Annotated in this window: 12 protein-coding genes; 11 read left to right on the forward strand and 1 reads right to left on the reverse strand. The window is 33.1% G+C overall.

Translation table 11 applies throughout. The annotated features are described in order from the left end of the window. Positions 1 to 144 precede the first annotated feature (144 nt). From ACWJKS_RS01755 to ACWJKS_RS01780, 6 genes are all read left to right on the forward strand, one after another. The gene (locus ACWJKS_RS01755; protein WP_216302271.1) at positions 145 to 1,014 is read left to right on the forward strand and encodes a DUF1002 domain-containing protein; all 870 of its coding nucleotides are present in this window, start codon (positions 145 to 147) and stop codon (positions 1,012 to 1,014) included. A gap of 497 nt (positions 1,015 to 1,511) precedes the next feature. Beyond that, the gene (locus tag ACWJKS_RS01760) at positions 1,512 to 2,159 is read left to right on the forward strand and encodes a TetR/AcrR family transcriptional regulator (RefSeq protein WP_220287718.1); all 648 of its coding nucleotides are present in this window, start codon (positions 1,512 to 1,514) and stop codon (positions 2,157 to 2,159) included. Then, entirely contained in the window at positions 2,152 to 3,501 is a 1,350-nt protein-coding gene (locus ACWJKS_RS01765) for an MFS transporter (protein ID WP_220287716.1), read from the forward strand. Before ACWJKS_RS01760 ends, ACWJKS_RS01765 begins: the two co-directional genes overlap by 8 nt. 18 nt (positions 3,502 to 3,519) lie before the next feature. Further along, positions 3,520 to 5,874 (forward strand): ABC transporter permease, encoded by a 2,355-nt coding sequence (locus ACWJKS_RS01770; protein WP_462954471.1) that lies wholly within the window; start codon positions 3,520 to 3,522, stop codon positions 5,872 to 5,874. 81 nt (positions 5,875 to 5,955) lie between these two features. Continuing rightward, positions 5,956 to 6,723: an ABC transporter ATP-binding protein gene (locus tag ACWJKS_RS01775; RefSeq protein WP_462960305.1), complete on the forward strand. Its 768-nt coding sequence runs from the start codon at positions 5,956 to 5,958 to the stop codon at positions 6,721 to 6,723. Positions 6,724 to 6,886: 163 nt separating this feature from the next. Then, a complete protein-coding gene (locus tag ACWJKS_RS01780) occupies positions 6,887 to 7,828 on the forward strand; it encodes a tRNA dihydrouridine synthase (RefSeq protein ID WP_220287710.1) in 942 nt (313 codons plus the stop codon). Between the two features lie 238 nt (positions 7,829 to 8,066). Here ACWJKS_RS01780 and ACWJKS_RS01785 read toward each other — a convergent pair whose 3' ends face one another. Further along, the gene (locus tag ACWJKS_RS01785; RefSeq protein WP_462960306.1) at positions 8,067 to 8,645 is read right to left on the reverse strand and encodes a TetR/AcrR family transcriptional regulator; all 579 of its coding nucleotides are present in this window, start codon (positions 8,643 to 8,645) and stop codon (positions 8,067 to 8,069) included. Positions 8,646 to 8,803: 158 nt separating this feature from the next. On the opposite strand from ACWJKS_RS01785, the gene ACWJKS_RS01790 reads away from it, so the two are divergent. From ACWJKS_RS01790 to ACWJKS_RS01810, 5 genes are all read left to right on the forward strand, one after another. Continuing rightward, positions 8,804 to 9,604: an EFR1 family ferrodoxin gene (locus ACWJKS_RS01790; protein ID WP_462960307.1), complete on the forward strand. Its 801-nt coding sequence runs from the start codon at positions 8,804 to 8,806 to the stop codon at positions 9,602 to 9,604. A gap of 666 nt (positions 9,605 to 10,270) precedes the next feature. After that, positions 10,271 to 11,680, forward strand: a complete 1,410-nt coding sequence (gene ltrA, locus ACWJKS_RS01795; RefSeq protein WP_258280593.1) for a group II intron reverse transcriptase/maturase — start codon at positions 10,271 to 10,273, stop codon at positions 11,678 to 11,680. 185 nt (positions 11,681 to 11,865) lie between these two features. Further along, positions 11,866 to 13,809 carry a serine hydrolase domain-containing protein gene (locus tag ACWJKS_RS01800; protein WP_462960308.1) on the forward strand — a complete coding sequence of 648 codons (1,944 nt, stop codon included), beginning with the start codon at positions 11,866 to 11,868 and terminating at the stop codon, positions 13,807 to 13,809. A gap of 74 nt (positions 13,810 to 13,883) precedes the next feature. Further along, the gene (locus ACWJKS_RS01805) at positions 13,884 to 14,579 is read left to right on the forward strand and encodes a response regulator transcription factor (protein WP_216302269.1); all 696 of its coding nucleotides are present in this window, start codon (positions 13,884 to 13,886) and stop codon (positions 14,577 to 14,579) included. Then, complete coding sequence (locus ACWJKS_RS01810) at positions 14,569 to 15,666, forward strand: sensor histidine kinase (protein WP_462960309.1); 1,098 nt, start codon at positions 14,569 to 14,571, stop codon at positions 15,664 to 15,666. The genes ACWJKS_RS01805 and ACWJKS_RS01810 overlap by 11 nt, the downstream gene beginning before the upstream one ends. The last annotated feature ends 386 nt before the right edge of the window (positions 15,667 to 16,052 follow it).

Below are 16,052 nucleotides of genomic sequence, written 5' to 3' on the forward strand. Positions count from 1 at the left end.
TTGAAGAAATTTCCAAGTATTAAAGGGACCTATAGTTCATACAATTCAATGGAAAAAAATCCATTTACCAAATTAGTATAGTTTAGGTTATAATATATCTAAGTCACAACAGTTAAATAATGTGGAATATGGAGGTCTTGTCAAATGAATAAGAAATTAGTCTTAGGTGTAATGTTAACAGTAAGTTTGTTTGTAACACCTATAAAAAATGTATATGCTGATTCATATAAGAGTGTTACTATAGGGGATGATTTGACGAATCAACAGAAAGAAAACATGCTAAAGTATTTTGATGTAGATAGGAATAGTGCGAGTGTTGTTGAAGTTACAGCTAGTGAAGAGAAGAAATATCTGGGAGATACAGTATCTAGAGCTCAATTAGGTAATAAGGCGATATCATGTTCTTATATTGAGCCAACAACTACTGGTGGTTTAGTAGTCAATACAAATAATGTAACTTGGGTAAATGCTAGTATGATAAAGAATGCCCTAATTACAGCAGGAATTGAGAATGCTAATGTTAAAGTTTCTGCACCATTCACTGTATCCGGTACGGCAGCTATGACTGGCATATTAAAGGGATTTGAAAATAGTAAAGACGGTAAGAAATTAGATGAAAGTACAAAGAAAACAGCTAATGAAGAGGTCGCAGTTACAGGCAAACTAGGTGAAAAAATTGGACAAGATAAAGCAGCGGGATTAATCAATGAAGTAAAGAGTGAAGTTATAAAAGATAAACCTAAGAATGAGGCAGGTATAACAAAAATAGTAAATAATGTAACAAATAATTACAATTACAATCTGTCTAAAGATGATGTAAGTGGTATTGTTGGATTAATGAAAAATGTAAATAAATTAAACTTGGATTACAGCAAAGTAAAAGGACAGCTTGAGGGTGTAGCTAGTACAATGAAAAATACATTAGAGAGTGATAAGGCTAAAAGTTGGTTCTCAAGTGTATGTGATTCTATTGGAAATTTCTTTAAGGGAGTATCAGATAGTTTAAAATCATAAATGAGATGAGTGTGGGAGGTATAAGTTTAATAATAAAAAGGTAGACTTGAAAAGTGGTAACAGGGGTTCACTGGTTATTAGAGATGTCTTCTGTATTTAAGGAAGGCACCTTTATATAGTGGATTACACCCATCAGGCTTCGCCTCCACCATACATAAACAACAATTTTGATACAAAGGAAAACCCTTGAATTCAGGGGTTTTCGTTGTTTTTTGGTGAAAATATAAGGCGAAACTTATGATTTGACCATAAGTTTTTGGGGTAAATTAAAATAAATGCATACTAAAATAAACCCCTACCGTAGAATATCTTGAATTTACGTAAGCTGACATCGCTGAAAAGATGGGAGGATACTGACAGACCTATAGACCTGATGGACACCGTGCTTCGCAGACGGTTTTTAAGGAAATTTAGCACGCTCTCTTGACAACTTAAAACAAATATGACATTATATTATTAATAGACAGACAGTCAGTCTGTTGTAAGGAGATGTACAAATGAGGATAGTAAAAGAAGCTGAAGAACGCAGGAAAGAAATACTTGACGCGGCGGATGAGCTTTTCTGTCAGAAGGGCTTTGACGGCACAAGCACAAACGATATTATCGAAAAGGTCGGAATTGCGCGGGGAACACTATATTACCACTTCAAGTCGAAGGAGGGCATTATGGACGTGCTGATTGAGCGATATAACGTCCGTATTTTAGGCGCGGCGCAGAAAATTGCCGCAGACAAGAGCATGCCCGTAAACAAGCGCATTATGCGCGTTGTAATGGCACTGAACATAAGTGGCGGAAGCGGCAAGGAAATTATGGAGCACATTCACAAGCCACAGAACGCGCTTATGCATCAGAAAATACAAAAGGTAATATTAAACGGTGTTACGCCGATACTGACGGGAATAATCTGCGAGGGCATTGAGCAGGGACTGTTCAGCACGCCGTTCCCGTATGAATGCGTGGAAATGGTTATGTCATATACAAATACCGTTTTTGATGATGATATGGTTAAAATGACAAGCGCGGAGCGCGCTTCACGCATACAGGCGTTTGTTTTCAATGTAGAAAGGCTGCTCGGTGCCGAAAGTGGAAGTCTTATGTACGTTATGCAGATGTTTGGTAGCGGAGATGGAGGCAGCAATGAATAATTCGGGAAAATCCTTCGGAAAATTTCTGATTATCTGGCTGGGGGAACTGATATCTAATATCGGTACTGGAATGACGGCCTTTGGTCTTGGAGTGTATGTGTGGCAGCTGACACATTCAGCGGTGGATGTCTCAATGGTGGAAATGGCGGCGCTTCTGCCGATGATTTTATTAAGTCCGGCTGCGGGGGTTCTTGCAGACCGATTTGATAGAAGACTGCTCATGATACTGGGAGATATTGTATCAGCGTTTGGGCTGATTGTTATGCTGGGGCTTATGAACAAAGGGCATATTCAGGTGTGGCAAATCTGCCTTTGTGTGGGATTTAGTTCAGCATTTGTAGCATTGCTCGATCCGGCATATAAAGCAACAATTACGGATTTACTGACAGAGGATGACTATGCAAAAGCAAGTGGAATGGTGTCAATTGCATCCTCTTCCAAGTTTTTGATTTCACCGATTATTGGCGGTTTAATTCTGGCAGCTTCCGGTATGGAAGTGATACTTACCATTGATATTCTGACTTCTGTTGTAACGGTTGTTGCAATCTTTACCGTAAGAAAATCTCTTGCGGTAAAGTCACAGGTTAAGAAAGAAATGAGTTTTTTCAAGGACTTAAAAGAAGGATGGCAGATTATTATCCAGGCTAAAGGAGTCATGCTATTAATTATACTTGTTTCCGTCTTAATGTTTTATATGGGATTTATTCAGGTCCTGTCAAAACCAATGATCCTATCCTTTGCCAGTGAGAAAACAACTGGAATTCTGCAGACAGTAGTTGCCTGCGGTATGATGGTGTCCAGTATCATGATTGGTAGTGGAATATTAAAGAGCAAATATGTAAATGTCATGGTGGCAAGCTTTATTGCGAGTGGTATTACTATGGCAGGATTTGGTGCAACGACAAGCATGACCGTCATTATTATTTCTGGATTTTTATTTTTTGCTTCGCTACCATATGCGACTGCAAGTATTGATGTTCTCATAAGAAAATCCATTGATAATGATAAGCAGGGTAGGGCATGGGGACTTATTTCTTTGATTTCACAGCTGGGATATGTAATTGCTTATATTTTGGCAGGTGTTCTTGCAGATTATGTATTTAATCCAGCACTGGTAGAAGGCGGTGTGCTGGCGGATACTGTTGGAAAAGTCATAGGAACTGGTGAAACAAGAGGAATCGGATTCTTACTAATCCTTGCCGGAATAGGCCTTGTAATTACGGCACTGATTGTATCTAAATCAAAGACTATCCGTGGAATGGATTCCAAGAAAGAAGCAGAAGGTAGTTTGGAGGCAGAACAATCATTTAATGATGAGAGCTTTCGAAGCAAAGATATATAGTCAGAAGGAGAAAAAATAATGTTTTTTAAAATTGTAAAGAATGATTTCAGCAGGAAGAAAATCATAACTGTGACAGTATCTGTGTTTATAACCATGGCAGTTATTTTAGGAGCTAGTGCAACAAATATCATTGCAAATCTGATTCAGTCGATGTCCCAGTTGCAGGAACGTGCAGTCCCAGCTGACATTACTCAGATGCATTCCGGAAAATATGATCAGGCAGAAATCGATAAATTTACGAAAGAGCAGCGTGAGAATATAGCGAAGCAGGAGACGATGGTTCTTCTGGATTTTGATGGAGGGAATATCCATTTTGGCAAAAATAAAACGATGGCTGGAACGGTACAGGATATTTCATTTGTTGTACAGAATAAGAAATTTGATTTTATATTGGATCTGGATAATGAAAAGCTGGAGGTAAAGGCAGGTGAAGTGGCGGTTCCCATCTACTTCATGGAAAAACATGACTTGAAAATAGGTGATCCGATTACGGTGAAAAGTGAAGGATACCTGAAAGAGTTTGTCATTTCAAATTATGCAAGAGATTATGAGATGAACTCTTCCCTTACGTCTTCGAAGCGGTTTGTTATTAATCAGGCGGACTATGATGAAATGATTGAAAAGCAGGCAGGGGAAGTGGAATATCTTATTGAATTTAAACTGAATGAAAACGGGGATTCTCAGGCTGCTTTGACTGCATATATGGTTGCAGGTCTTCCGGCAAACGGTCCGACAGTGGTCGGAAAGATATTTATGGTGTTTAATGCTATGTCAGATGCGGCAGTTGCGATGGTAATTATACTTATCAGTATTCTGCTGATTATTATAGCGACCTGCTGTATCAGACTTACCTTTCTGGCAACTATTGATGAAGATTTAAGAGAAATTGGTGTTATGAAAGCGATGGGAATATCTAAAAAGGATATAAAGAAGGTATATCTTATCAAATACAGGGTTATGTCAGTAGTAGCCGGTATAATAGGCTATCTGCTTTCCTTTGTAGTGGTAAATCTGTTTAACGGTAAAATGAGACTTTATATATCTTCGGATTTATCAGGAAACTTAAAATATGTACTATCTCTTATAGTTCCATTATTTGTATATTTTATAATTGTGATGTACTGCAAGAAAGTGCTGAAAAAAATAGATAAGATTTCTGCGGTGGAGGCATTGCGTTCAGACATCATGGAACGTGGAAAGAACCGGAAATACAGTTTTCCACTGCTTAGCAACAAATTCCTGCGCACCAATGTTTACATGGGAATTAGGGATGTATGGAAGCGTTTCAAATTATACAGGTTACTGATTTTTATTTTTGCTGTATGTACGGTTATTGTAATTCTTCCGTTAAATATGTATAACACCATGAACTCACGGTCATTTTCCACATACATGGGAATAGGAAAATGCGACATGAGAATCGATCTTCGAAAGACAGATACGATTACAGAAGATTTTAAAAAGCTGCAGGAAGAGTTGAAGAATGATTCGGATATTGAAAAGTATGCGGCCTACATAACATGTTCATACCAGGTCAAAAATGCGAAAGGTTCCTGGGACTATATTAATATTGAAACCGGAGATTTTTCTGTATTTCCATTAAATTATGTGGAAGGGAGAGCAACGAAGGGTGAAGGGGAAATCTCAGTTTCCTATGCAAATGCGTCAAAAGACGGATTAAACAAGAAAGTGGGAGATGAAATAGTAGTAAAGGCTTTCGAGGCAGAGAAGACTATGAAAATATGTGGTATTTATCAAGATATTACAAATGGTGGTAAAACATCGAAAGCGGATACCAGTCTTGGTTTAAATGAAGATGCCGTTCTTTGGTATATTGTGAACATGGATGTGGCTAAAGGTGTTGATATTAGAAAGAAAATGAACTACTATCAGAATACCTATGATTCTGCGCAGGTAAATGATATCAAAGAATATACTGGGCAGACTCTTGGAAATATCATTGATCAGATGAGCATAATTGTTATAGGCTCAATCGCAATTGCAGTAATAATTGTTATACTTATAACTGCATTATTCATTAAGATGTTATTGTCAAAGGATATGTCCCAGATTGCAATCATGCGGTGTGTGGGATTAACTTCTAAAAATGTTAAACATCAATATATGGCAGGAACTTTGATGGTACTGATATTGGGAATCATACTTGGAGTGCTGGCTTCTGATTATTTAGGGGAGTTTCTTGTAAGTTTGGCAATGTCGCCAATGGGGGCTGCAAGAATTCAATTTGTTAATGTTGCATGGCAGACCTTACTGCTATGTCCGTTAGCGTTGATTTTAGTAGTTGGAGTTACTATATCTGTGTGTTGCACGGTAACAGTAGAAGATGATTTATCTGTAACTTTAAGAAGTTAGAACTGCTGAAAAATAAGGCATTCCGGGATGTCACTGTGGATATAGACTTTGATTTGAATATTTTACATTGGAGGAATATATATGAGCAATATATTGGAAGCTAGAAGTATGAACAAAAAAGTAGAGTTATGGAAAGACAATGAGCTTCATATCTTAAAGGATGTAAACTTTGCGATAGAAAAAGGTGAATTCGTTACGGTCATGGGGCCATCTGGAAGTGGGAAGTCAACACTGCTATATAATGTAAGCGGTATGGATAGAATTACTTCTGGCAGTGTGAAATTTAAAGGCAGTGAAATGGTTGGACTAAAAGAAGAAGAACTGGCGAAGATTAGGCTTAATAACATGGGATTTATCTTTCAGGATATTAATCTTTTAAAGAATCTGTCAGTGATTGACAATGTTATGTTTCCTGCCTTTGTATCAAAAGATGCGGATAAAAATATGGTAAATCAAAAAGCAAAAAAGCTACTTAAAATGACAGGAATTGAAAAGCTTGCAGATAATAATATCATCCAGGCATCTGGTGGACAGCTGCAGAGAGCCGGCATCTGTAGAGCGCTTATAAATTATCCGGATATCATATTTGGAGACGAACCGACCGGAGCATTAGATTCCAATTCGGCAGCAGAGATTATGTCAATTCTTGCAGGGATAAATAAAAAAGGAACAACCATAATGCTCGTTACGCATGATGTAAAGGTGGCAGCAAAAACCGAAAGAATATTGTATATGGTAGATGGAAATATAGTTGCACAGAAGAAAATGCGTAAATACGATACGCAGCATGACGATATTAAGGAAAGGGAAGAAAGCATTATGAAATGGTTAGTGGAAAATGGATTCTAATTTTTCATTGGCATTCACATAAAGTTCGTATAGAAAATTTATTAGGTAAGTTCGAAATGAAAAGTTCTTAAGAATGTATGTAAGGAAAGACTTAAGATAATTCATAAAGAAAGTTCCTGATAAAGAAGAAAGATAACTATTTGAATAAAGGAGCTATTGATATATGAATTTTTATTTCGCACCTATGGAAGGGTTGACTGGGTACATTTATAGAAATGCCCATAACACTTTTTTTAATAATATAGATAAATACTTTTCACCTTTTATTGTTGCAAATCAAAGCGAAAGTTTTAAAACTCGGGAATTAAATGATATTTTGCCTGAAAACAACCAAGGACTAGTTTTGATTCCACAATTACTAACCAATAATGCAAAAGATTTTATTCATACTTCAAAGAAGATAAAGATGTTAGGATATAATGAGATCAATTTAAATTTAGGATGTCCCTCTAGAACTGTAGTTTCAAAAAATAGAGGATCTGGATTTCTTTCAAAAAAAGAAGAACTTGATGTGTTTTTAGACGAAATTTTCTCTCAATCGATAACAAAAATCTCACTAAAAACCAGGATAGGAAAAGACCGACCTGAAGAATTTTATGATTTAATTGAAATATTTAACAAGTACCCTATAGAAGAGCTTATTATTCATCCAAGGATTCAAAAAGATTTTTATAAAAATAAGCCTAATCTGAAAATCTTTAAGGAAGCCTTGAATTTAAGTAAAAATCCTGTTTGCTATAATGGTGACATTTTTACAATCAAAGATTACAAGGAGTTTTCAGCTGATTTCCCTAATGTAGATACTTTAATGTTTGGCAGGGGATTATTAGCCAATCCTGGACTGAACAGCTACATTACAAATAATATTAAACTTGAAAAAAAATTGCTGAAAGACTTTCATGATAAAATTTATGAAGATTATAAAAGAATACTCTTTGGAGAGAGGAATGTCTTGTTTAAAATGAAAGAATTATGGTTTTATATGATTCCGGCGTTTTCTGATAATGTAAAGTATGCAAAAAAGATTAAGAAATCAGAAAGATTATATGATTACGATGAGGCTGTTTCAAGCTTGTTCAGAGAACAGGATGTTTTAGAAAATTGAGCTGAAAGTCATTAAATTATAGGTTAGAATGGAATAAATGCACACCGCTACGGATTTTGAACTTAGGGGTGTGCATTTTTAGCGTACTCATCATGAATACGATATAAGATCTCAATCATTCTTATTGCTAATCTACCAGAAAAAGAATATTGCAAGCCAGCAAGTTCTGTTAAATCAGTGAAGCACAGAAAGAAAATATTATATTTTTATAGGTTATCTAAAAAAAAGTCTTATGTATTTAATTTCCTATTATTCCATAAAACATTAGGGTTTGCATATCTTGAATATATTTATCGGAAACCTTACTATAATTAACATTACTTTCGGCAATTGATATTATCTCTATAAATCTCATAATTGTATCAGTTGGAATTGTCTTATCTATGGTTCCATCATGTTTACCTACTTCAATATAATCCCTAAATAATTCAAACTTATTTTTGTTTACACTCTCTGTAATAAGCTTAATTAGAACTTTATCATTTAGAGCCTCCAGGGTAAAATATTCACTTAAAGATTTACTTATGTAATTAGAACATAAAGAAAGAGCCTTAAGTATTTTTTCTTTAAAGTTCATATCGGTATAAAGCAATTTTCTTGCGGCCTCTAATACATCTCCCATAAGAGAATTAACACATTCAGCGACTAAGGCATCTTTATTCCCAAAATAATTATAGATTGAAACTTGTGATACATTGGCTTGGGAAGCGATTTCTTTGATATTTACATTTACAAATCCTTTTTCTTTAAACAACCCATTAGCAGCATTTACTATTGATAACTTTTTTTTATTTGTTCTAATCTCATATTTATTCATTTGGACCTCCAATACGTAAGTTTTTATTCAATTATATCATAACAGTTTTGAAATATAAGATTGATATTTCAAAACTATTGAATTGGGAATAATTAAATGTTATAGTTAATTTGAAATATGTACATACGTATTTCAAAACTTTAAGTGAGGTGGATGTATTGAAAAATGTAATATACTACCTTAGTGGAACGGGAAATAGTTTAGCTATAGCAAAGCATATTGGTAAATATTTAAAGGATACTGAGGTTGTGCATATTTTAGCTTTAAATAACTCTATAGAAATAGATAGCAGTTATGAAAGAATTGGGTTTGTATTTCCGGTGTATGAATTGTACATGCCAAATGTAATGAAGGAAATTTTAAATAAACTTAAGTTCCAATCTAATCAATATGTTTTTGGAGTAGCTTCTTTTGCAGGTTCTAGAGGGATGGCATTGCAACAACTTAGGGAGATAGTAGATAAAAATGGTGGAAAACTAGCTGCTGAATTTAAAATAAGAATGCCTGGAAATTGGATTGTGGAATATGGTGGATTTCCAAATTTTCTTTGTAAGTTTCTATACAAAGGAGAAGGTAAAAAAATAGTAAAGATTATTTCAATAATAGATAAAAGGGAAAGAACAGCAATAATAAAAGCAAATATATTAGCTAAATTATTTAATAAAAATTCATTAGAAAGATTAGCAGCTCTGAAAAGTAGAGATGGCGAATTTAAAGTAAATAATAATTGTACACATTGTAAGATATGTAAGAGCATTTGTCCTATGGGTAATATTACAATGTTAAATGATATTCCTACTTGGAATAATAACTGCGAACAATGTATGGCTTGTATTCAATGGTGTCCAGTGAGAGCTATTGAATACTCCAATAAGAATAACAATAGAAAGCGTTATTCGCACCCGGAAATAAAAGCAGAAGACCTTATGCTAAATAAAGTTAAGGAAATAAAGGAGTAGATTTATGAAGAGAGATGGGGCGAAAAGAGCAACTGGATAATTTTTATATGTAAAAAATATTAGTGAAATATAGGGTTGTTTTTAATAGAAATATGTAGTGGATTTTAAAGGTTGTGCTTCGCTCCCATAAATCCTGAACAGAGATGCTCAGGATTTTTTTATGCCTTAATTTAAAACATAAACATAGTAGTCTGTAATACTCCATTAATTAACAAAAGTGTGCACTGAAATAGTGTACGGTTTTATATTGTGCGCCCGGCATGGGCGCAATCTAATGGGTGAAAGTCCCTAGCACGGGTTAATAGTGCCAAGTGCATAGCTTAAGACAAGGGTGTCCATCGTGAGATGGAATCTGAAGGAAGTTGGCGGCCAAACTCCGGTCTGACGAACAGAAACTACATATAAGGCATATGCTTGTGGGTAAGTTTGCAATACAAAACGAAGCCCAAAACTATTCGAAACAAGTGGTGTAAATGTAGCAGATAGATGGAGTGAAAGATTGCGTTCTTACCCGGGGAGATCTGATAGGTAAGTTGTGGATATGAATTTAGAAATAACAACCCATACAGTGATGTATGGCTGAACTATCAGAAGTCAGCAGACGTCATAGTACCATGCAAAACGCGTTAGCGTGGGAAGGACTGAACAATAGGAGGTTTTGGAATTTTGAAGGATACGAGAAAATATGATAAAAGCAGACAACTTCATAAAGAAGGCTCTCTACGAGAGAATAGAGTGGAACTCGAAGGTAATGTAGAAGTGCATAGTATTTCCTCTATGTCAGAAGAAGGAAGAAACGATGTGAATGAATATGATAATGGTTTACTCGAGCAGATATTATCGAGAGATAATATGAATAAAGCATATAAAAGAGTAAAAGCCAATAAAGGAAGTCATGGGATTGATGGTTTGACAGTAGATGAACTTCTACATTATCTAAAAGAGCATGGACAAGAATTAAGGCAATCATTATTAGAAAGTAGATATAGACCTCTAGCCGTAAGAAGGGTAGAAATACCAAAACCTGACGGTGGAATTAGGCTACTTGGAATACCTACTGTATTAGATAGAGTTATTCAGCAAGCGATATCACAAACTCTAATACCAGTATATGAAAAGAAATTTTCTGATAATAGTTACGGTTTTAGACCTTTAAGAAGTGGAAAACAAGCTGTTGAAAAATGTAGGGGATATATTAATGCTGGACATACATGGACGGTGAATATAGACCTTTCTAAATACTTTGATACGATAAATCATGATAAATTAATAAGGATACTATCGGAAGATATTAAAGATAGTAGAGTAATTTCTCTGATACGAAAGTATCTACAAAGTGGAGTGATGATAAATGGGGTATTTATGAATACAGAAGAAGGAGCACCTCAAGGCGGGCCTTTGTCCCCATTATTAAGTAACGTAATGTTACATGAACTCGATGTAGAACTAACAAAACGAGGACTAAACTTTTGTAGATATGCTGATGATGCGAATATATACGTCAAAAGTGAGAAATCAGCAAATAGAGTAATGAAGAGTATTACGAGATTTATTGAGGAAAAGTTAAAGCTTAGAGTGAATAAAGAAAAGAGTACAGTAGATAGACCTTGGAAACTTAAATTTTTAGGATTTTCATTTTACCGAGCAAAAGGTGAATACAGAATGAGAGTTCCTCAAAAACCTATAATCAAATTCAAAGCAAAGCTAAAAGAATTAACTTCAAGAAGTAATGCGATGAGCATGAAATATAGGTTTATGAAACTTAAGCAAGTGATAGTTGGATGGATAAATTATTTTGCTATTGCAGACATTAAAAGTATTCTTAAAACACTTGATGAATGGTTAAGGCGAAGAATTAGAATGTGTTTTTGGAAACAATGGAAAAAGATTAAAACAAAATATGGGAACCTTGTTAAATTAGGAATACCAAACAATAAAGCTTTGCAATATGCAAATACAAGGAAAGGCTATTGGAGAACATCCAATAGCCCTATATTAAACAAAACATTGACCAATAAATACCTTAAAAATATAGGATTAGTTTCTATATCTGAGACATATTTATTAAAACATTAATTTCTATTGAACCGCCGTGTACCGAACGGTATGCACGGTGGTGTGAGAGGTCGCTAAATAAATTAATTATTTAGCTCCTACTCGATTTTATATATAAACTTTACTTTTTCGTAAGAAAATAGTTAAAATTAAAAATTTATTTTAATATAAAATCTAACTATAGAATAATTAAGGAGTTGGAATTTATGAAGATGAAAGCAAAAAAAATTATGATAATATTATTAAGTACTATGTTGATAAGCTCAGGGTTACATAGTAATAGTTTTGGAAAGGAAATAGAGAAGAAACATTTAGAGGTGAATAACAGTCAAAATTTACAGCGATTCACAGATGATTTTTTCAAGAAGAATATGGAGAAGCATTCAATTGCAGGAGCAGCTATAGCTGTTGTAAAGGATGGAAAAGAAGTATTTAAAAAAGGGTATGGGTACAGTGATATAGATAAGAAAATATCAGTAGATCCTGATAAGACTACTTTTCCAGCAGCATCAGTGAGTAAATTATTCACTGCAACAGCTATTATGCAACTGTATGAAGAAGGCAAAATAGATTTGAAAAAAAATATTAATGAGTATATAAATCATTACAAGGTTATTAATAATTATAAGGAACCAGTGACTTGCGGTAATTTATTAACTCATTCTAGTGGAGTTGACGAAGCTAGTGAACTTAATGGCACTACTTTAGATGAAAAATCCATACAATCACAGGAATATTATATGGATACCCATATTCCCAAGGTGGTAAGGGAGCCTAACACTGTTAGTAGATATTGTAACGAGGGGTATAACCTTCTAGGATATATTGTAGAAAAGGTATCTGGTATTACTTATGAAGAATATGTAAAGAAAAATATATTAGAGCCATTAAAAATGAATAATAGCTTAGTTAGATTAAAAAATAATAATACAGCTAAGGGTTATGGGTACGGAGGAATAGGCGGAGACTATAATGAAAGTCCTTTAGCTTATCAATATACTTCCGGATCTTCAGGGATAAATGCAACAGTTAAAGATATGGAAAATTTTATGATAGCTCACTTAAATAATGGAGAGTTTCAAGGAAAGAAAATTTTAAATGAAAAAACATCAACAATAATGAAGGATAAGCAATTTTCAAATGACAGCAGCTTACCTGGAATGGGCTATGGATTTATAAGAAGCAATAGAAATGGACAAGAAATATTAAAACATGAAGGTGCATTACCATCAGGTAGTACTACTACATTATTTTTAATGCCAAAGGAAGGTTTAGGGTTATATATTGCAACCAATTCAGTAAATTCAATTCCATTTAACTTTGAAGAAGAGTTTTTAAATAAATTTTATCCTACCACCAATAATAAGTTTAATGAAATAAAGAAAAATTCAATTAAAAATTTTAGTAAATATGAAGGAACATATAGAAACTATGATGGGATATCAAAAAGTAACATTATGAAGATTGGTTTTTTATTTGACCCTTCTATGAATATGAGAATTATAGCTAATAAAGACGGTACATTAACTCTTAAGGAGTATACTCTTGCTAAACAGAAAATCACTACAACTCTTGTTGAAAAGGAAGATGGAGTATTTGCAAGGGAAGATGGACGAGGAGATTTTGCATTTAAGATAAATGACAGTGGTAAAGTAACTTATGCATTTAATGATGTAAGCCATAATTCATTTGAAAAGATAAGTTTTTTTGATGAAATAAATTTTAACATAGCTATATTTGCTATAGCTATGATTATGTTCGTTATTAATATAATTGGAACAATAGTTTTGTTTATAAAAAGGAGGTTTAAACAAACAGGGTGCAAAAGTTGTAGGGGCATAAAATTAATTAGAACAGCAAACTTAGTTATTAGTGCGTTTAATGTAGTTGGAATGCTTGGTGCAACTATAATGGCAATGACTATGATTAGTACTAATGATTTTACCTTTGCATGGTTACTTTATACTTTTTTAGGATTTCTAATAGTATCAACGGTTTTAAGTATTTGTGGATTAATTATTTTAATATATAATTGGGTTAAAAAGAGAGGAAGAAAAGCAGAAAAAATTTATTTTACAATCATAACTATAGTTAATTTTATTTTCATATGGTTCATATATTACTTTGATTTTTTAGGATTCAAAATATAACCTGAAACATCAATTATTTTGAAATGTGGTATAATTTTATTAAAAACAGGTATTTGATGGGAGAAATAAGCGCTATGTTTAATGTACTGATTGTAGATGATGAAGTAGAAATAATTGAACTTATGGAAGTATACCTACTAAATGATGGGTATAAGGTGTTTAAAGCTACAAATGGGGTAGATGCACTTGATATAATTAATGAAGAAAAGATTCATCTTGTGATTTTGGACATAATGATGCCAGGAATAGATGGGTTGCAGGTTTGTATGAAGATTAGAAAAGAGTATAATATTCCAATTATAATGGTTAGTGCAAAGGGTCAAGACATTGACAAAATACAAGGATTATCTACAGGGGCAGATGATTATATGGTAAAGCCATTTAACCCAATGGAACTTATTGCTAGAGTGAAAGCTCAAATAAGAAGATATGTATATCTTAATGAAAATCACAAACCGTTTGACGATGAAGATATTATTGAAATAAAAGGGATTACTATAAACAAAAGAAATCATAAAGTTAATTTATTTGGTACAGAGTTAAAATTAACTCCAAAAGAATATGAGATATTGTTGCTATTGGCAAGTAACGGTGGGAAAGTATTTAATGCTGAGGATATCTTTAAAGAAATTTGGAAAGAAAAATATTTTGAAGGAAATAATACTGTTATGGTTCATATATGGAGATTAAGAGAAAAGATAGAGGATAATCCCAAGGAACCTAAAATAGTAGAAACGGTGTGGGGAGTGGGATATAAAATTGAAGAATAACAGTATTAAATATAATATACTCCTAAATTTTTTTACAGCTACGATAATGTCTATAATATCAACATTAGTAGGAGTTTTTTTAGTAATTATGTGGCTACATATTTTTTGCCAAAGTCTCTATATGAAATTTATTAATGATTATAATACAAATAGTTCAGTTATGCTGGGGATTAGTATAGGAGTGTTTGTGATTTTTATAGTGCTGATGTGCTTAATATTTATCAAAAAAATGAATAAAATCACTGATTATATAGAAGAAATATCACAAAATTTAAAGATAGTAGCTAATGGAAATACAGATATAAATATACCTATCAGAACAAAGGATGAGCTGGGAACATTAGCTTCAGATGTTAATAAAATGGCATATAGCATAAAAGAACTACTGAAAAAAGAAAGACAGTGGGAAAAGCAGAAGAATAACTTGATTACAAATTTATCTCATGATTTAAGGACTCCGCTTACTTCTGTTATTGGGTTTTTACAGTTGATTGAAAAGAAAAATTATAAAAATGATAATGAGTTGCATCATTATTGCGAAGTTTCATTAAGTAAAGCAAAGGAATTAAAGAGTTCAGTGGAACAACTTTTTGAGTTTACAAAGATATGTAATGGAGATGTAAATTTAAATAAATCTAATATATATTTACACCAATTAATAGAACAAGTTACCATTGGTTTTATACCGGCTTTTGAAAATAGTGGTATGGAATATAGAATATCTTCAAAAGATGCAGGTTTAATAATAGATGGAGATGCTATTTTATTAGTTAGAGCCTTTGAAAATATAATATCTAATGCAATTAAGTATGGTAGTAAGGGGAAATATTTAGATATAAATATAGGGAAAGAAAATAATATGGCTGTAGTTAGCTTTGTAAATTATGGAGATATAATAGAAGAAGAGAATTTGAAGAATTTATTCCAAAGGTTATACAGGGTAGAAAAAGCTTGTAATAAAAAAGATGGAACTGGACTTGGGCTTGCAATTGTAAAGACAATAGTAGAATTACATAATGGTAATATAGAGGTTGCAAGCTCTAAGGAAAAAACAGAATTTAAAACAAAATTACCACTTGATCAATAGGAACAGAAAATAGTAACTAATTCCTTTTTTAACCTAGTTCTTGTTTCACTATATATTATTTTTTTATAGGAAGTTATGCCTTAAATTTAAAGGATTAAACAATAAAATTAAATGCATAATTTTAATATGGTTAGTCTCTATGTTAGGTTTATCTCCATTAACTTTATTAATGATAAAGTATTGTAATTTAATGATAAATGGATACTACGCAGCAGTTAATCACCTTAGGGGAGCCTTGGACTTTTTCCAAGGCTCTTATTTTTTTAAAAATATTATATGAGGTAACGAACCTAATATAATAACTTCTTTAAGATAGGTTAATATTAATTCCTTGACCGTTGTTTCTAAAGCATCGATATCCTTTTTTACGGGCCTCTAAGTGTTCT

This window comes from Clostridium sp. CM038 (assembly GCF_055081105.1).